Origin of the sequence: Pseudocnuella soli, from assembly GCF_004347775.1 — a bacterium.
GTDB classification, from domain to species: domain Bacteria; phylum Bacteroidota; class Bacteroidia; order Chitinophagales; family Chitinophagaceae; genus Flavisolibacter; species Flavisolibacter aquaticus.
The window spans coordinates 1,941,740-1,959,201 of sequence record NZ_CP037755.1 but is presented as its reverse complement, the minus strand read 5'-3'; the positions used below and the strand labels follow the sequence as shown (position 1 = coordinate 1,959,201).

Sequence of the window (17,462 nt, the reverse complement as noted above, 5' to 3'; positions counted from 1 at the left end):
TTACAACAGTTTACTGCCCCGATATGACGGTTACATTTTTACGCATTCCTGAAACGATACCAACCGGAGTGCCGCGTGTTATTAACAGCGATCCGATGCGCAACTCAACTGGGCACACCTCGCGAAGCGGCATACAATTCATACCAATCCTGGTGGTCCAGTTTAATGGCAAAAGCTTCTGCAATATGACGGATGCGTTGCTCTTCGATGGTGCCGATCAGTGGCAGGGCACCCAGCTTTACCAGCCATGCCACCGCAAGGGATTCGATGCTGCAATTGTACCGCACACTTACCTGCCGCAGTTTATCCTGCACATGCAGCGCCAGTATGTCGGCACCGTTGGCAATGCGGCCACCTGCCAGTGGCGCCGATGCCAGCGGTCGCATGTAGCGCTGCCTTATGTAGTCGAGCTGGCCGTTGTCCAGCGCCGTAGTGTTCAGCAGGTTCAGTTCAATGTGGTTGGTAACAATAGGTATGTTGAGGTAAGACGCCAGCAACTGGTGCTGAAACACTGAGAAATTAACGATCCCAATGTTTTTAATTTTTCCCGAATTGCGCAGCTGTTCCAACGCCAGCGCCGTTTCTTCAAGGTTGCTCAGCGGGTCGAGGTGGTTGAGTAAAAAAATATCGATGTAATCGGTACGCAACTTGCGCAGCGATGCTTCGGCGCTTTGTATGATGTGCTTGCGCGATGAATCGTAATGTTTGATGCGTACATCAGGCTGGCTGGAGTGCGGTACCCGCAGCCCGCACTTGGTAAACAGTACCACATCTTCGCGGCGAAACGAGCCTTGCGCCATCAGGTTGCCAAACATTTCTTCGCAGCCATAGTTGCCATAAATATCGGCGTGGTCAAAACCGTTAATGCCCAGCTCCAGGCACAGGTTTACCACCCGTTCCATCGTGGCGGGTGCATTCGATACTTCATTCCACCGGTAAAATCCATACACGGCCTGCGAAACCTTTGGGCCCGCGTCGCTTAAAAAAACTTGCTGCATACAATGTTGTTTATTCAGAGGGTTCTAATATACCACAGTTTTATCCATCGGCGGCGGCGCAGCAACTCCAGGTGGCAATAGCATAGATATTTTTTTACCGGCAACAGCGCCCAGATGCAGCTTTACTTGCGACGCTCCGTTCATCGTCCGGTGCTTTGCGCAGCAATAAATGTTTTATAAAAGAAAGGGCACCGCATTTATGTGCAGTGCCCTTTTTAAAATAGCTTACGGTATCATTTTACTTGAATAATTATCTAACGACAGGTCAAAAACAAAAGCCCTTAATTTTTATCCATAAATAAGTAGCGGCCGCGGTGTTGCTCAGGCTCCACCCGTGTGTTTACATCGATGTGCAGCACCGGCACCGGCGTGGCACTATTGGTAGCGGGCCATTGCGCCAAACCCTTTCCGTTTGGATTGCCGGTTTTTATAAAATTGGCAAAATACTCCTGCATGGTTTTCGACACCTGATAATCTTCGGCTTTCCAGGCATACACTTTATTGGTAGCGAGGTTGCCCATAGCGTACTCTATTTCTGCCGAATGCACCGCGCCTTTTGCGACAGGCTGTGGTGTAGCTGCTGCATTGCGCTGCACGCCACCGGCAAGGCCTGGAGCTGCATTACCCATCTCGGGAACCATCTCGGGGCGGGGCCGCTCGTAGCGATAGCGGTACACCGGCTTGGCCGCGGTTTGCGCATGCAGGTCGGCCCATTTCCAGGTGCTGTATGCAATAAAGCGGTCGCCTGCCAGGTCGGTGGCCACCGCCTCTACATCGGCGTCGGTTGCCGGGTTGTACACTTGCAACACTTCAGCTGCTTTATCGGCATACAGCTTTTGCACTGCTTTTGTAAAGTTTTCCTTCGTCAGCGCCTCGTTGCCCATCACCATGCGGTAGTTCATTTCCTCGCTGTTCCAGCCCACCAGCAGCGGCACTTTTGCCTGTTCGCCTTTTTCAAAAGTGCGCATTGGATTTTCTGTAAAAAAATAGCCATCAATGGTGCGGTTGAACCGGAAGGGACCAAACTGCGTAGAAGCCTGCAAAAGCGCCTCTGCAGGTACTGCCCGCAATGCTGCCAGCGAATTGGCTTTTAACGCCTGCGCAAATGCGACCCCGGTCTCCTCGCCTTCTTTTAGCGCCACCGCAGGCAGCGCACCCAGTATAGATCCGCTTTCGCCAATGGCACCGGCAATGAGGTGGCGCGAAAGGGGCGAAACCATTTGTGCACTTACCGAAATAGAACCGGCCGATTCACCGGCGATGGTTACTTTTTTGGGATCGCCGCCAAAGGCCGCAATATTTTGCTGCACCCATTTCAGCGCCGCTGCCTGGTCGAGCAGGCCATAATTTCCCGAACCTTTATACGCCGCTTCCTGGCTCAGCTCGGGGTGGGCCATAAAACCAAAAGCACCCAGGCGGTAGTTTACTGTAAGTGCAACCATACCTTTTGTGGCCATGCTTTCACCATCGTAGCGCGGCTCCGATCCATCGCCGGCCACAAAGCCACCGCCATAGAAATAAACCAGCACGGGCAGGAGTTCCTTGCCTTTTTGTTGCGGCGCCCACACGTTCAGGTACAGGCAGTCTTCGCTCATGCCATTGGAGCGGAAACCCATATCGCCAAAAATGGGTGCCTGCATGGCCCGCGGACCAAACTGGGTGGCCTTGCGTACGCCCTGCCAGGGCGCAACAGGCTGCGGCTCACGCCAGCGCAGGTTGCCTACCGGCGGCGCAGCAAACGGTACGCCTTTAAACGAGCGGACGCCACTTTTTTCCAGCGTGCCTTCCACCACACCGCTGGCCGTTTTTACCTGTAGTGCAGACGTTTTGCTTTGTGCCATTGCCGGGAAAATTAAGGGAAGCAGGAGGAGTGAAACAAGGATTTTTTTCATAACAATCATTTGACAAGTTCAATGCGTTTATTTTACACAATCTAAAAATAAATCGGCAACCGGTTCCAGATTTTCATATTGCCGGGCACCGGAGCAAATACCGGTTTTGCAGGATGCCCTACAGTCTTTGTGCAAATTTCATCGGCCACATTCCTGTTTATGTAAAACGATTGCGGTATTTTCAAAACTTCAAGTAACACCCCTTGCAAAACCTCTTGCCATAATGAACAAAAGATTCTTTTTGTGGGCCGTTGTATTGTGCACATTGAGCGCCGCAGCCCACCAACCCGGCCTTGCCCAATGGAAACCGCTGTTTAACGGAAAAGACCTCTCCGGCTGGAAACAACTGAATGGAAAAGCCAAGTACACCATTGAGCGGGGCGAAATTGTGGGCACTACGGTTTTTGGCGAACCCAATTCGTTTTTAGCCACCGAACGAGACTACGGCGACTTTGTGCTGGAACTGGAGTACAAAGTGGACAGCACCATGAACTCCGGCGTACAGTTTCGCAGCCTCAGCAAACCCGATTACCAAAATGGCCGGGTGCATGGTTACCAGTTTGAAATTGATCCCTCACGGCGCAGGTGGACCGGTGGCATTTATGACGAAGCACGCCGCGATTGGCTGTACCCAATGGACCTGAACCCCGCTGCCAAAGCGGCTTTTAAACAAGGCCAATGGAATAAATTGCGCGTGGAATGCATCGGCAACCATATCCGCACTTTTGTAAACGGCGTGCCCGCTGCTTACGTAATCGACGATGTTACGCCCAGTGGTTTTATTGCGCTGCAGGTGCACTCCATTGGCAACAAAGCCGACGAAGGCCGGCAGATCCGCTGGCGCAACATTCGCATCCAAACAGAAGGGCTGAAACAGCATCCTTCAGACAATATTTTCGTGGTGAACCTCCTGCCCAACAACATTTCGGAGCAAGAGCAGAAGAACGGCGTGAGCCTGCTGTGGGATGGCAAAACTACCACCGGTTGGCGTGGTGCGCATAAACCTGCATTTCCGGCCAAAGGCTGGGAAATAAAGAACGGCGAGCTGAGTGTGCAGCCATCGGGCGGCGCCGAAAGCCAGAACGGCGGCGACATCATTACCGAAAAACAATACAGCGCTTTTGTGCTGCAATTTGATTTTAAACTATCGGAAGGGGCCAACAGCGGCGTGAAATATTTTGTTACCGAAAAAGAACAATCCGGGGCATCGGCCATTGGGCTGGAATACCAGGTGCTGGACGATGCAAAACACCCCGACGCCAAACAGGGTGTTGCTGGCAACCGCACCCTTGCTTCGCTCTATGATTTAATTCCATCGAACCGCGAGCCCCGTGCACGCCGCAAGATTGGCGAATGGAACCGCGGCATGGTGGTGGTGTACCCCAACAACCGCGTGGAGCATTGGCTGAACGGTTGGAAAGTGCTGGAATACCAACGCGGCACACCGCTGTACGATGCATTGGTGGCCCGCAGCAAATATGCGCAATGGCAGGCCTTTGGCATGGCGCCCAGCGGGCACATACTGTTGCAGGATCACGGTGATAAAGTATCGTACCGCAGCATTAAAATAAAAGAACTCAAACCCGGCGATGAGCCGCAATGCAACTGTAATTGAATCATGAATTATGAGTTATGAACTATGAATTGATGAGTAATTAATGTCATTCATAACTCATAATTAATCATTCATAATTGCCCCTAAATTTCTTCAACCCACAAAATTCCATACACATGTCTTCCCGCAGAGATTTTATAAAAAAAACCGCCAAGGCAACCGCAGGCGTGTACATCGGCACCATGGGTTTTTCGGCAAAAAGCTATGCCCGCATTTTGGGCGCTAATGACCGGGTAAATGTTGGCGTGGTTGGCTACTCCGACCGCTTCCGCCAAACGCTGCTCCCCTGCTTTTTGCACCACAATAAAGAACTGAATTTCGACATCATTGGCGTGTCGGATATATGGAAGCTGCGCCGCGAGGAAGGCAGTGCATTTTTAAAAACACAAGTGGGCCACGATGTGCAGGCTTATGTAAACAACGACGAACTGTATCGCAACAAAGACCTTGATGCGGTGATCATTGCCACCGCTGATTTCCAGCATGCGCTGCACACGGTTGAAGCCATTAAAGCCAACTGTGACGTGTATTGCGAAAAGCCTTTTGCCGAAACGATGGACGATGCGAACGCTGCATTGAAAGCGGTAAAAGCCTCTAAACACATTGTGCAGATCGGGTCGCAGCGGCGCAGCGGGGGCAACTATAAAAAAGCGGCGGAGTTTATCCAAAGCGGCAAGTTTGGCCCCATTACCATGGTAGAACTTACCTGGAACGTAAACCAGCCCGGCCGCTGGCGCAGGCCCGGATTGCTCGATAAAATAAGGGAGCAGGACACCGACTGGAAGCGCTATCTGATGAACCGCCCATTTGAAGCATGGGACCCACGCAAATACCTCGAGTTTCGCCTGTTCTGGCCGTATTCATCGGGCCTGCCCGGCCAGTGGATGAGCCACCAGATCGACACCGTGCATTGGTTCAGCGGATTGAACCATCCGCGAAGCGTGGTGGCCAACGGCGGCATTTATATGTGGAAAGACGGGCGCCGCAACTGGGATACAATGACGGCCGTTTTTGATTATGGCCCCGACAATGATGCAACCAAAGGCTTCCAGGTAACCTTTGCTTCGCGTATGCATAACGGTGATGAACGTCCGGCAGAATTGTATTTTTCCAATGGTGGCGAACTGAACCTGATCACCAACCGGGTATCGCCCACAGGTGGCCTGCGTCAAGGTCATGCGGCTGCTATGAACATGCAACCCAACCTGTTGCCCGAAATGAGTCTGGCGGTGGAAGAAGCCAAAGTGATCGCATCGGCCAACACCGGCGGCGATGCGCTGAGCAGTGCACATATGCGCAACTGGATGGACTGCGTTCGCAGCAGGCAACAACCCAATGCACCGGTGGAAGCGGGTTACAACCATTCCGTTGCCACCATCATGACCAATGCAGCCGTGCGCTCCGGCAAAAAAGCAACCTTCGATGCCAAAAGCGGACAGGTGCTGGTGGATGGTAAGCCGTTCCGCTATTAATTTATATCTCCCTCAATAGGCTTTAGATAAATGACTTATCCTGCTGGTTTCAAATTTAGTCTGGAACGAGAGTGTGACGAAATATTACAGTACCTCTATTCGAGGCGCTATGATGGTAAATATGTAGATCTAGATATAGCACAGACTGAATTACCCTTTCCATTCGAAGTATTTGAGATTGCAACGCAAAAGCTTTATGGTGAGGGCTTAATTGAGTTGAGCACAGACAATAAACTGTTTGGAAAAATTACTGAAAAAGGTTCGGTCTTTTGTCGCACATCGTCTTTTCAGGAGTTAGCAAAAGATGAAAAGACAAGAAAGAAGGATGAAGCTTTCGATGGAATAAAATCGAAGATTGAAGTTATTGTTTGGATAATTACAATACTTCTGTCAATCTACTCGATCTATATAACCAACAAAGTTGATAAACTGGAATCAAAGATTGAACAATTAGAAAAAAGAAACAGGTGATTAACTAAATACAAGTTCAAATAAATAACCCTGTAGTCCCATCAGTCAGGAGTTTGACAATCAATTAATGCTTTTGCCAAATGAAAAAATATCTATTGCTATTTGCGTTGCAATCAGCCGCTATGTTATCCAATGCACAAGCCGGTTTTACCCTAGTGGAAAAGGCCGGTGAAAAACAGGTGGACGTGTTGCTCAACGGCAACCTGCTTACCTCCTACCGCTACCAGGATTCGGTGAAAAAACCGTTTTTATGGCCCATCAAAACCCTTGATGGCATCACGGTTACCCGCGGTTTTCCGCTCGATCCAAAACCCGGCGAACGCACCGACCACCCGCACCATGTGGGCTTATGGATGAACTACGAATCGGTGAATGGATTGGACTTTTGGAACCACTCCACCGCGATCCCTTTCGAGCAGCGACATAAGTACGGCACCATCATCCACGATAAGATTGAACGCAAGGAAAACGGCCGCGACAAGGCTTCCATTGTTTCGACGGCACGCTGGGTACGCCCCGATGGTAAGGAACTGTTGCAGGAGCAAACAACGCACAGTTTTCATACAAAGGGCGGGCAGCTTTTTATAGACCGTACCACCACACTTACCGCAAAAGACATCACCGTTGATTTTAAAGATGTAAAAGATGGTTTTTTCGCCATCCGCGTAGCTCGTGAATTGGAACTGCCATCGCAGCAGGCCGATATTTTTGTAGATGGCAACGGCAATAAAACCGAAGTGCCCAAAGTAAACAACGAAGGTGTGACCGGCAACTACCTTACCAGCGAAGGCGTACAGGGCGATGATGCCTGGAGCACCCGCGGCCGCTGGACTTTACTCACCGGGAAAAAAGACGGCAAAGATGTGGCCATCGGCATACTCGACCATCCCTCCAATGTGGGCTACCCGGCTTACCGGCATGCCCGGGGTTATGGATTATTTGCCATCAACCCATTGGGACAAAAAGTGTTCAGCAATGGAAAAGAGGAACTCAATTTGTCGCTAAAGCCCGGTCAATCCACAACGTTTCGCTACCGTGTAGTGGTGGCATCAGGCAAGCCGTTGGTGGCTGCTGAAATGAACCAGTTGGCTGATGCGTTTGCAAAAGAAAAATAGAAGTAATTGTTTTAGGTAAAATAAAAAAGGATGCGGGTAACTGCATCCTTTTTTATTTCATTGATCAGCGATTACTCATCCATTTTCTCAACACTTGTTTATTTATTTTGCCGAAACGGATGTACCCATGGCTTGCGATAACTGCGGGCCAATAAGGCGGTGGCTTCCGCATCGCCAGGTATTTTTTTACTAACAGGGTCGTAAGCAAGCGGGCGGCCCAGTTGCATGCTCATGTTGGCCAGGATGCAACTAGCCGATGAAATATGTCCCTGTTCAATATCGGCAACCGGCCGGCTACCGGTTTGGATGGCTGCCAGAAAATCTCGCATATGGGCCCTTGTGGCGGGTGCCGCATGCAGTTCAATCCTGGGCTCTTTCAAGTCTTCGGGGTATTGTTCCCGTTCGTACACCACATCCTTTTTGATGCGCTGTCCACCTGCACCAATCGGTATAAATTCCCATTTATGCACATCGGCTTTTAGTGTTCCCTTATCGCCATGCAGCATAAAAGCCCACGGATATTCGGGATCGGAAGGATTGCCCCAGGCACGCTGCTCCCACACGCAGTCCAGGCCATCGTATTTAAACACGGCTGTTTGGGTATCGGGTGTGTTGCTTTTGCCCGCTTTATCTACATAAATGCCGCCGGTTGACCAGACAGATGTTGGCCAGCCCAGCCCCAGCATCCACCGCACCGAATCGAACATGTGCACACACATATCGCCCATGATGCCGTTGCAGTATTCCATGAAAATGCGCCACCAACCACCGTGCGGCAGTTTATCAAAAGGCCGGAGCGGTGCGGGGCCGGTCCACATTTCATAATCGAAATGTGCAGGCACAGCCTGAACCGGCGGATTCCCGTTTGCCCGCATGGGATAAAAACAACACATTTCCACATGGTGCACTTTGCCCAACAAGCCGGCGTCTACAATCGTCTTTTTTGCGTCCGCCAGGTGCGGCGTGCTGCGGCGCTGCGTACCTATTTGCACCACGCGGTTGTGCCGGCGTGCAGCGGCGAGGATGGCCTCTCCTTCCAGCACATCTACCGATACCGGTTTTTGCAGGTACACATGTGCGCCGCTCTTAATGGCTTCGATCGCCATCAACGCATGCCAATGATCGGGGGTACCAATGAGCACGATGTCCAACTTATTTTCGGCTAGCATTTGCCGATAGTCGGCATAGAGCTTGGGCGTTTTGCGTGATGCCTGTCGCTGCGCTACCATAGCACCGGCTTCTTCGAGGTGGTTGCGGTCTACATCGCACAGGGCCACAACTTCTACCGGTGCTACCTGGATTAGCCGGAACAGGTCGCTTTTACCATACCAGCCGGTACCAATCAGGCCCACGCGGTGGTTGCGCTGCAGCGGTGCTGTGCCCAGCCCGCTGGCGTGCAATGCAGACAAAGTGAGTGCTGCGGCTGCGCCTTTCAGCAGGTGCCGCCGGTGTAGTAAATGTGCTGGCATGGCAAACGTTTAGATGGGAAAATAAACAATAATAAACATGCAGCCATATTTGAATAAGGCAACCAATTTAAATCCTTACATCTCGCTTTGAGCAATGCTTTTCACCAAATGTTTTTGCAATAAAAAAAGCCTGTTGTACAACAGGCCTGAATATGCTGACTATAACTTGATGATCTTTTTACGAAGCACATATGCTGGCAGCACTTCAGTGCCCCAATTAATATTTTTTCCTTGCAAGCTTTGCTTAATCACAACACTTAAAACAATACTGCTCACTACAGCCTTTTCGGGTGTTGCGAATGTTTCCAGTATGCAACAATTGTAGCGAGTGTTTCACACAGATCTTCAAACTTGTTCGACTTGAAAAAGAAGCCCTGCGCCGGCAGGTCGTATGCATGCCGGATCTGTTTTTCGGACGCATGGTTGGACCAAAAAATAAAGGGAACACTTTTATAACGCACCGTTTCATCTTCCATCAGTTTGATGCGCACCTCAAAGCCATTTGAGCCGGACAGGTTTACATCGCACAAAATAAAAAACGGCGACACGGAGGTTTCATGCAGGTGGTTGATGAGCTCATCGCCAGTTTTAAAAAAGATGAATTCGTTTCGGATATCGAGCTTTTCTGCTGCTTCGCGGATCATTTCCTGATCGTCGAGGTCATCGTCTAAAACCAATACCGGGTTTTCTTGCTGCATACACTTCAAGGGGTTTTGGCTCCTATTTATCTAAAAGCAGGCCACATAAAAAAAGCCCGGTGAGAACACCAGGCCGCAACCAAAACTAACTGCTTATGAGAATAAGCATTAGCAATATAGTCATTTTTCAATTGCGCAGACAAAAAAGTATACAAACTGTTATTTTTTTACACGCATCATTAGCTTGCTTCTTTATCTCACAATTGCAACAAAGCGGCTACGACATTTATGTTCAATTGCTTATACATTCATTAATTGATGAGCAAACATTAAAATCCGTGCAAAAAATTTTTTTCTGCTGCTGCGCTTGATTGTACTTTTTTTAGTGCTTTTGTGCCGGGCCGAAGCATTTTTATTTACTCGTCTTCGCTCTTATTGTGCAGCTTCATCAGCGCAGCGTAGGCATTTTTTACAATGATGTTTTGTTCCAGCAATGAAACATTTTGTGTGTTCAGTTCTACAAGCCCGTCTTTTTTGGCCCCGGTTTGCACTGGTGTCATTTCAAACCGGCCCGTGCCCTGTTGCACAAAAATAAACTCGCCGGCGCCGAAGCGTACCACCGCCTCTTCAGGCACTATGGTCGCCATCCGGTTGCTCAGGTCCACCGCTGCATTCATAAACATTCCGGGCGCCAATTTGGCCGCAGCGCCGGTAAAATCGCAATGCACTTCGGCACTGCGGTTGGCATCGAGGGTGCGGCCCACATAATGCACTTTGGCGCTGTACACCTTGCCGGTATCCGACGTAAGAAACGCAGTTACATTCTGGCCGGGCTGTACCAGCGGCAGGTCGCGTTCAAAAATATTAAGGGTTAGGTGCACATCGGCCGGGTCCACAATTTCAAACAACACATCGGTTGGTCCCACGTACTTGCCGCGGTTTACATTTACTGCAGTTACATAGCCACTTATAGGCGCATACAACTGCACCGACCGGCTGATGTTGCCTTCACTCAACCGGGCCGGGTTGATGCCAATGAGCAGCAGTTTTTCTTTCAATGCCTGCGCAGAGATCCGCTCGGTGCGGTAGTCTGATGCGGTTTGCTCAAACAATTTGTCGCTGGTAGTTTTTGTTTCGTTGAGGGCACGTTGCCGGTTGTATTCTTTTTCTAAAAATAGCAACCGCGACCGAGCAGTAAGGTAGTCCTGCTGCAGTTGCACAAAGGCAGGATCCTGCAGCGTAGCCAGCACTTGCCCTTTACGCACCTGCATGCCCGGTATCAGGTTGGTGGCTGCAACATATCCGCCCAGCGGAAACGAAACAGTGACCATGTTTTGCGGCGGCGCTTCCACCACCCCATTTACTTGCAAGGTGGCCTGCATCATTTGCCGGGTTGGCTTGCCGGTGGCAATGCCTGCCGATGTTAACTGGGCCGGTGTAAGGGTAACAATGTTTTCGCCGGTTTCGGCGGCGGGCTCCTGCGGTGCTTCAGTTTTGGCAGTGCAGGCAATAGCAAACAACAAGGTGGTATAAATCAAATTCCGGGTCATGATCGGTATTTATGGAGCTGCAAAAAGTTTGTGAAATAAGAAAATGAGGGTAGCATTCTAAGCACAAAATGTCTGCAGCTGCTTTTTAGAATTGAGGGTGATAGGATTGCAATTCAATCAGGTTGGTGTTCCATTCCTGCACAGCATCTAGGTAACCTGCACGCAGCCCAATGGCCTGGTTGATGAGCAATATCCATTCGAGGTACGAAATATCGCCGCCGTTGAATTGCAGCGTGGCATGCTGCTCCAGCACATCGGCCTGCTTTAGTGCCGCCGTCTGGTAGTACCGGATGGTTTGCCGTGCTTTTTCGTGCTGCTGCCACAATCGGCGCAACTGCACCCGGTGCTGCAACAACGCATTCTGATAAGCCGAACGGGCTGCATCAAAACGGGTTTGCCCGGCAGCAATACGGGCCTTTGCGGCACCGGTAAACAGCGGCACCGTAATACCGGCCTGCACAGCCGAAAACCGTTGGCCTTGTGTAAACGATTGCTCGGTTCCATTGAGTTTTTGCGTACCGGCAAACGACTGGTTGCTATAGCCTACACTAATCTGCGGCAGGAGAGCACTGCGGGCCACCTGCCATTCGCTCAACTGCACTTGCTGCTGTTGGCGGAGCAGTTCAACGGCAGGGTAACGCACCAGAAAAGCAGTATCCGGCATATTTAATTCGTTGCGCAAAGCGGGTTCGGCCGCTGGTTCCACCATGGTGCCTGAATTCATCCAAAAGCTCAATGCCGTTTGCAGCACGCCCCAATCGGCTTCGAGGCGGGCCAACTGGTTGGCCACCTGCTGCCGCTGCGATTCGGCTGCGGTTTTTTCTACAATGTTCGCATCACCCACACGGAACCGCTCTTCCTGCCGGGCCAGGAAACGGGCAAAAAGCGAATCGGAACGGGTCAGTAGTTTGCGGCGTTCCTGCAGCACCAGCATTTGGTAGTATAGTTGCGTCACATTTTTTTTGATCTCCAATGCAGTTACCTGTTGCTGTGCGCCACTGGCCGCAGTTTGGGCCTCCAGCAACTGGCGGTTGCGGCGATACACCACCGGGAATGCAATGGACTGCGCAATGTTCAACCGCGAATCGTTGATCGGCGAGTTCACTTTTCCATACTCCGCTAAAATGTTTGCTGGCCCAAGATCTACTGCCGATTTTTCGAGTTGTCTTGAAGCCCTTGTTTGCAGCGCAGCGCTTTGCAGCGACAGGCTATTTTTCATTGCAGTATCAATCGCAGCGTTCAACGTCATAGGCTGCTGCGCAAACAATTGGCTTGCGCCCAACAGGCAAAATGCAATGGTCATCACCAGACCTTTACCGCCGCCATCTTTGCGGTGCCGCATCTGGAAAAAGCTGCGGTACAGCACCGGCAACACCAGCAGGGTAAGCAACGTAGCGGTGATCAGTCCACCGATTACTACGGTAGCCAGCGGACGCTGCACTTCGGCACCGGCGCCATTGCTGAGGGCCATGGGCAAAAATCCCAGCGACGCCACTGCTGCCGTCATCAACACAGGGCGCAGCCGCGTATGCGTACCCGCAAGTATGCGTTCATCAATATCATTCATACCCGCTTTTTTAAGATTATTGAATTCGGAAATAAGCACAATGCCATTGAGCACGGCCACGCCAAACAAGGCAATAAAACCAACCCCTGCCGAAATGGAAAACGGCATATCGCGCAGCCAAAGTGCCAGCACGCCACCAATGGCCGAAAGTGGAATGGCCGTGTAAATAAGCAGGCCTTGCGGTATAGAGCCAAAAGCAAAATAGAGCAGTATAAAAATAAGCAGCAGGGAAAGAGGAACGGCAATGGCTAAGCGCTTTTTCGCTGCCACCAGATTTTCGAACTGGCCGCCGTACGAAACCGAATAGCCGGGCGGCAACTTGATGCCCCGTTCTATTTTTTGCTGCAACTCCTCCACTACGCTTTGCACATCTCTACCGCGGACATTGAAGCCTACCGTAATGCGGCGTTGCGCATTTTCTCGTTGGATCTGGTTGGGGCCCACTTTTATCTGCACATCGGCCACCTGGTACAAGGGCACCTGTGCTCCGGATGGTGTGGCCACCAGCAGGTTGCGCACATCTTCCACATCCTGCCGCGATGTTCCTTCGAGGCGCACCACCAGGTCGAAGCGGCGCTCATTTTCATACACCTGACCACTCACTGCACCGGCAAACGCCGATTGCAATACGCGGTTTATTTCCTGCACGGAAAGCCCGTATTGCGCCAGCGCCGCCCGGTTGTATTGCACCACTATTTGCGGCATACCGGTTTGTGTTTCCACATACAGGTCGCGGGCACCATCAACCGTGCCGGCCAGGCGGCCCACCCGCTCGGCATAAAGTGCCAGGGTATCGAGGTCTTCGCCAAATATTTTGCACACCACATCCTGCCGGCTGCCGGTCATTAATTCATTAAAACGCATTTGCACCGGAAACTGAAAACCCACCGTTACGCCGGGCACCACGGCCAGCTCGTGGCTCATTTTCTCGGCCAGTTCATCAAAGCTTTTGGCTGAAGTCCATTCGTCTTTGTCTTTTAAAATCACCATCATATCCGATGCTTCCATCGGCATGGGATCGGTGGGGATTTCGCCGCTGCCAATTTTGGTAACCACCTTTTCTATTTCGGGAAATTTTTTCAATAAAATACCCACGGTTTGCTGCGTAGCCTCGATGGTTGTGGTGAGCGACGAGCCGGTAAGCACCCGGGTGTCCACGGCAAAATCGCCTTCTTCCAGTTCGGGGATAAATTCGCCGCCAAGGGTGGACAGGATCAATACGGCCCCTACAAACAACGCAACGGCGGTACCCATCACCACTTTCGGCGCAGCCAAGGCTCGTAACAATACTTTGCGGTACCACTTTTCCAGCACATTCATCATGCGGTCGGCTAGGGTGAGTTTATGCGAGATTTTTTTACTCAATACCAAGGTGCTCATCATGGGCACATAGGTAAGCGATAACAAAAACGCACCGGTAATGGCAAAAGCCACCGTTTGCGCCATCGGTTTGAACATTTTGCCTTCAATACCCTGCAGCGACAAAATGGGCAGGTACACAATCAGGATAATGACCTGGCCAAACACCGCGGCATTCATCATGCGGCTGGCCGACTGCTGCACCGAATCGTCCATTTGCTTTTGCGTAAGCCGTTGGCCGGGTGTAAATTCTTTGCTCGTATGCAGCCGGTGCATCACCGATTCGACAATGATCACTGCACCGTCTACAATCAATCCAAAATCAAGCGCCCCCAGGCTCATAAGGTTGCCGCTGACGCCAAACACATTCATCAGGGAAATGGCAAACAACATGGAAAGCGGAATGACGGAAGCCACCAGCAGGCCGGCCCGCAGGTTGCCCAAGAACAGCACCAGCACCACCACCACGATCAGGGCGCCTTCGGCCAAGTTGCGTTCCACGGTGGAGATGGCGTGGTTCACCATTTTGGTGCGGTCTAAAAATGCTTCGATGGTAATGCCTTCGGGCAGCGTTTTTTTAATTTCTTCAATGCGGCTTTTTACGTTCTTGATCACTGCCGATGAGTTCTCTCCTTTCAGCATCATCACCACAGCGCCGGCCACTTCGCCTTTGTCGTTGTAGGTCATGGCGCCGTAGCGGGTAGCGGCACCCAACTGCACCGAGCCAATATGGCGGATGAGCAGCGGCGAGCCGCCAGGGTTGTTTTTTACAACAATGTTCTCAAGGTCCTGCTGGGTAGTCACCAAACCTTCGCTGCGGATAAAGAGCACAGCCGGTCCTTTCTCGATGTAAGCGCCGCCGGTGTTGCTGTTGTTTGCCTCCAGCGCACTGAACACATCCGAAATGGTGATGCCGTACGATTTCAACTGCGCCGTATTTACCGCCACTTCATACTGCTTCAGCTCACCGCCAAACGAACTGACATCGGCTACGCCGGGTGTGCCCAAAAGCTGGCGGCGTACAATCCAGTCCTGCACGGTGCGCAACTCCATGGGTGTCCACTTGCCTTCGTAGCCTTTTTTTGGCCGCACCACGTATTGAAATATTTCGCCGAGACCGGTGGTTACGGGGCCCATTTCAGGAGTGCCGAGTCCTGGTGGAATTTGCACGCCCTGCAGCCGTTCGCTTACCTGTTGGCGGGCCCAGTACACATCGGTTTCGTCGTCGAACACAATGGTAATGAGCGACAATCCAAAGCGGGAAAAAGAACGCTGCTCTAATATGCCCGGGATGTTGCGGGTGGCCTGCTCAATGGGAAAAGTAATGAGGCGTTCGATATCGGCGGCACCCAATGCAGGCGATGAGGTAATGACCAACACCTGGTTGTTGGTGATATCCGGCACAGCATCGATGGGCATGCGGGTGGTGTTGTACATACCCCAACCCACCATTGCCAGTACCATCAAGCCTACAATCAGTTTATTGCGGATGGAAAACTGGATGATTTGATACAGCATGAGAAAAGATCAGGAATGAATAGGAATAGGCCCGCAACAAAGCAGTATGGCTATTGTCACCATTTGTTTTATGCAATTTTTAAAGCACACAACAAATGGCCAATGCCCACAAAGCATGCACTTGTAAGCACAAATGATGTTGCGGTAAAAACCAGTAAAAAGGCGAAAAAGGATCAGGCTCGGGGAGGCTGAAAAATATCCTGCAGGTAAGTGGCTGGCAGCCATTCGGAGTAGCGGCTGGAGCCCTGCTCACTGTTTTGCGGGGCTGGCAAAATGCCGATGTTAGGTTGCTCGGGCACAGCCAGCAGCAGCGAAAACGAAGAAATAAAATGCGGTGTTTTAAACGGCAGTTGCATGTCCCGTTCGTAATCGGGGTGGCGCTGCTCGCCGGCAAAATAATGCCGTTGTAAAAAGCCGAGGAAGTCCAAACCCTCACCGGCCCTGTGTTCGCGGTAATGCTCCAGCAGCACAGGCAGCTTTACCAACTGGTATAGTTCCGTGTTGGTAGCCAGCATCAGCATGAGGGCGAATATGGAAAATAAGCGGCGCAAAAGGGGTGTGTTCTGCCGCAAAGATACAGAGGTTTGCAGTTTAGCGTTCAGAGTTTGTAGTTGGGTGCAGGTGTTTGAAGGAGTGCTGCTTTTTTATACCACCTTATAATTGCTCAGGTACACTTCTTACAGTGACGCTTTTTGCGAATACGCTTTACAATAACACTTCATTTCACTGCCGCTTCCCAAAATAGTATTACGAAATAGTGTAATTTTCTTAGCTAACGATTTGCCAGATGAAGTACTTCCTCCTGATGCTCTTAGCTATTGGTGTCACTTTTGTCCATGCACAAACCGACACCACCTACGCCGAACGCCTTGGTTTTCCGCGAGGCAAAAAAGTCGTGATCCTCCACATCGATGATGCGGGCATGTCGTACGATTCCAACAAGGGCGTGATGGATGCACTCACCAAAGGCGTCGCCAATTCGGTAAGCGTGATGATGCCTTGCCCCTGGGTGCCGGGGATGGTGACGTTTTTAAAGGAGCAAAAAGGCATTGATGCGGGCCTGCACCTAACCCTGACGTCCGAATGGAAAGATTACCGTTGGGTGCCGCTCAGCGGCAAGCCGCAGGTGCCCGGTTTGGTGGACAGTACCGGTTCCATGTGGACCTCGGTGGAGCAGGTGGTGCAGCACGCCTCGGCCGATGAAGTGGAGCGGGAAATTACAGCGCAGGTGGAGCGGGCACTGGGCATGGGTTTCAAACCCACCCACCTCGATTCGCATATGGGCACCCTATTTGCCACCTCCGAGTTTTTACAACGCTACATTAAGGTGGGCATGCAGTACCGCATACCGGTGATGCTGCCCGGCGGCCACAATACCTTGATTGCTGCACAAATGGGTGCCGACGATGCCCGCCTGCAGCAGGTACGCGGTGTCGGTAAAATGTTGTGGGCCGCAGGTTTCCCCGTACTCGACGACCTGCACAACGAATCGTATGGATGGGACCTGCCGGCCGGCAAAAAGAGGGATGCGGCTACAATCCAAAAGGAAAAAACGGCCTATTACATCGCTGCATTACAATCGGTAAAACCCGGCCTTACGATGATGATCATGCATTGCACGGCGCCTACGGAAGTGTTCCCATTTATATCCGATTCGGGCACCACCCGCCACGGCGACCTGCTTGCGATGATGGACCCAGCACTGCGCAGCTACATTCAAAAGGAAGGCATCATCCTCACCACTTGGCGCGAACTGATGGAACGTCGGGGTAAGATCAAATAAGTTGGTCGTTTGTAG

General features: G+C 51.3%; 12 protein-coding genes. 5 read left to right on the top strand and 7 right to left on the bottom strand.

The annotated features are described in order from the left end of the window. Window positions 1-104: 104 nt before the first annotated feature. Together EPD17_RS08220 and EPD17_RS08215 are read right to left on the bottom strand one after the other, a co-directional pair. A complete protein-coding gene (locus EPD17_RS08220) occupies window positions 105-998 on the bottom strand; it encodes an aldo/keto reductase (RefSeq protein ID WP_132053323.1) in 894 nt (297 codons plus the stop codon). A 281-nt stretch (window positions 999-1,279) separates the two neighbouring features. Beyond that, window positions 1,280-2,890, bottom strand: a complete 1,611-nt coding sequence (locus EPD17_RS08215) for a carboxylesterase/lipase family protein (RefSeq protein ID WP_132053321.1) — start codon at window positions 2,888-2,890, stop codon at window positions 1,280-1,282. A gap of 223 nt (window positions 2,891-3,113) precedes the next feature. Here EPD17_RS08215 and EPD17_RS08210 point away from each other — a divergent pair, with 223 nt between their 5' ends. The 4 genes from EPD17_RS08210 (at window position 3,114) to EPD17_RS08195 (ending at window position 7,563) form a co-directional block, all read left to right on the top strand. Then, window positions 3,114-4,505, top strand: a complete 1,392-nt coding sequence (locus tag EPD17_RS08210) for a 3-keto-disaccharide hydrolase (RefSeq protein ID WP_132053319.1) — start codon at window positions 3,114-3,116, stop codon at window positions 4,503-4,505. Between the two features lie 116 nt (window positions 4,506-4,621). Then, window positions 4,622-5,977, top strand: a complete 1,356-nt coding sequence (locus EPD17_RS08205; protein ID WP_132053317.1) for a Gfo/Idh/MocA family protein — start codon at window positions 4,622-4,624, stop codon at window positions 5,975-5,977. Window positions 5,978-6,007: 30 nt separating this feature from the next. Further along, on the top strand, window positions 6,008-6,448 hold the full coding sequence (locus tag EPD17_RS08200; protein WP_132053315.1) for a hypothetical protein: 441 nt from the start codon (window positions 6,008-6,010) through the stop codon (window positions 6,446-6,448). Window positions 6,449-6,528: 80 nt separating this feature from the next. After that, window positions 6,529-7,563, top strand: coding sequence for a DUF6807 domain-containing protein (locus EPD17_RS08195; RefSeq protein WP_132053313.1), 1,035 nt, complete (start codon window positions 6,529-6,531; stop codon window positions 7,561-7,563). Between the two features lie 98 nt (window positions 7,564-7,661). Here EPD17_RS08195 and EPD17_RS08190 read toward each other — a convergent pair whose 3' ends face one another. The 5 genes from EPD17_RS08190 to EPD17_RS08170 form a co-directional block, all read right to left on the bottom strand. Beyond that, window positions 7,662-9,032: a Gfo/Idh/MocA family protein gene (locus EPD17_RS08190; RefSeq protein ID WP_132053311.1), complete on the bottom strand. Its 1,371-nt coding sequence runs from the start codon at window positions 9,030-9,032 to the stop codon at window positions 7,662-7,664. A gap of 275 nt (window positions 9,033-9,307) precedes the next feature. Further along, window positions 9,308-9,730 (bottom strand): response regulator, encoded by a 423-nt coding sequence (locus EPD17_RS08185; protein WP_132053309.1) that lies wholly within the window; start codon window positions 9,728-9,730, stop codon window positions 9,308-9,310. Window positions 9,731-10,086: 356 nt separating this feature from the next. Then, window positions 10,087-11,220, bottom strand: coding sequence for an efflux RND transporter periplasmic adaptor subunit (locus EPD17_RS08180; protein ID WP_132053307.1), 1,134 nt, complete (start codon window positions 11,218-11,220; stop codon window positions 10,087-10,089). Window positions 11,221-11,305: 85 nt separating this feature from the next. Continuing rightward, window positions 11,306-15,664 carry a CusA/CzcA family heavy metal efflux RND transporter gene (locus tag EPD17_RS08175; RefSeq protein WP_132053305.1) on the bottom strand — a complete coding sequence of 1,453 codons (4,359 nt, stop codon included), beginning with the start codon at window positions 15,662-15,664 and terminating at the stop codon, window positions 11,306-11,308. Between the two features lie 173 nt (window positions 15,665-15,837). Then, the gene (locus tag EPD17_RS08170; protein WP_132053303.1) at window positions 15,838-16,215 is read right to left on the bottom strand and encodes a hypothetical protein; all 378 of its coding nucleotides are present in this window, start codon (window positions 16,213-16,215) and stop codon (window positions 15,838-15,840) included. 236 nt (window positions 16,216-16,451) lie between these two features. On the opposite strand from EPD17_RS08170, the gene EPD17_RS08165 reads away from it, so the two are divergent. After that, window positions 16,452-17,447: a polysaccharide deacetylase family protein gene (locus EPD17_RS08165; protein WP_132053301.1), complete on the top strand. Its 996-nt coding sequence runs from the start codon at window positions 16,452-16,454 to the stop codon at window positions 17,445-17,447. Window positions 17,448-17,462: the final 15 nt, after the last annotated feature.

What these genes read in the sequence shown, in the direction of transcription:
- EPD17_RS08220 (WP_132053323.1), bottom strand. Translation starts at nt 998, where the DNA reads ATGCAGCAAGTTTTTTTAAGCGACGCGGGCCCAAAGGTTTCGCAGGCC.
- EPD17_RS08215 (WP_132053321.1), bottom strand. Translation starts at nt 2,890, where the DNA reads ATGAAAAAAATCCTTGTTTCACTCCTCCTGCTTCCCTTAATTTTCCCG.
- EPD17_RS08210 (WP_132053319.1), top strand. Translation starts at nt 3,114, where the DNA reads ATGAACAAAAGATTCTTTTTGTGGGCCGTTGTATTGTGCACATTGAGC.
- EPD17_RS08205 (WP_132053317.1), top strand. Translation starts at nt 4,622, where the DNA reads ATGTCTTCCCGCAGAGATTTTATAAAAAAAACCGCCAAGGCAACCGCA.
- EPD17_RS08200 (WP_132053315.1), top strand. Translation starts at nt 6,008, where the DNA reads ATGACTTATCCTGCTGGTTTCAAATTTAGTCTGGAACGAGAGTGTGAC.
- EPD17_RS08195 (WP_132053313.1), top strand. Translation starts at nt 6,529, where the DNA reads ATGAAAAAATATCTATTGCTATTTGCGTTGCAATCAGCCGCTATGTTA.
- EPD17_RS08190 (WP_132053311.1), bottom strand. Translation starts at nt 9,032, where the DNA reads ATGCCAGCACATTTACTACACCGGCGGCACCTGCTGAAAGGCGCAGCC.
- EPD17_RS08185 (WP_132053309.1), bottom strand. Translation starts at nt 9,730, where the DNA reads ATGCAGCAAGAAAACCCGGTATTGGTTTTAGACGATGACCTCGACGAT.
- EPD17_RS08180 (WP_132053307.1), bottom strand. Translation starts at nt 11,220, where the DNA reads ATGACCCGGAATTTGATTTATACCACCTTGTTGTTTGCTATTGCCTGC.
- EPD17_RS08175 (WP_132053305.1), bottom strand. Translation starts at nt 15,664, where the DNA reads ATGCTGTATCAAATCATCCAGTTTTCCATCCGCAATAAACTGATTGTA.
- EPD17_RS08165 (WP_132053301.1), top strand. Translation starts at nt 16,452, where the DNA reads ATGAAGTACTTCCTCCTGATGCTCTTAGCTATTGGTGTCACTTTTGTC.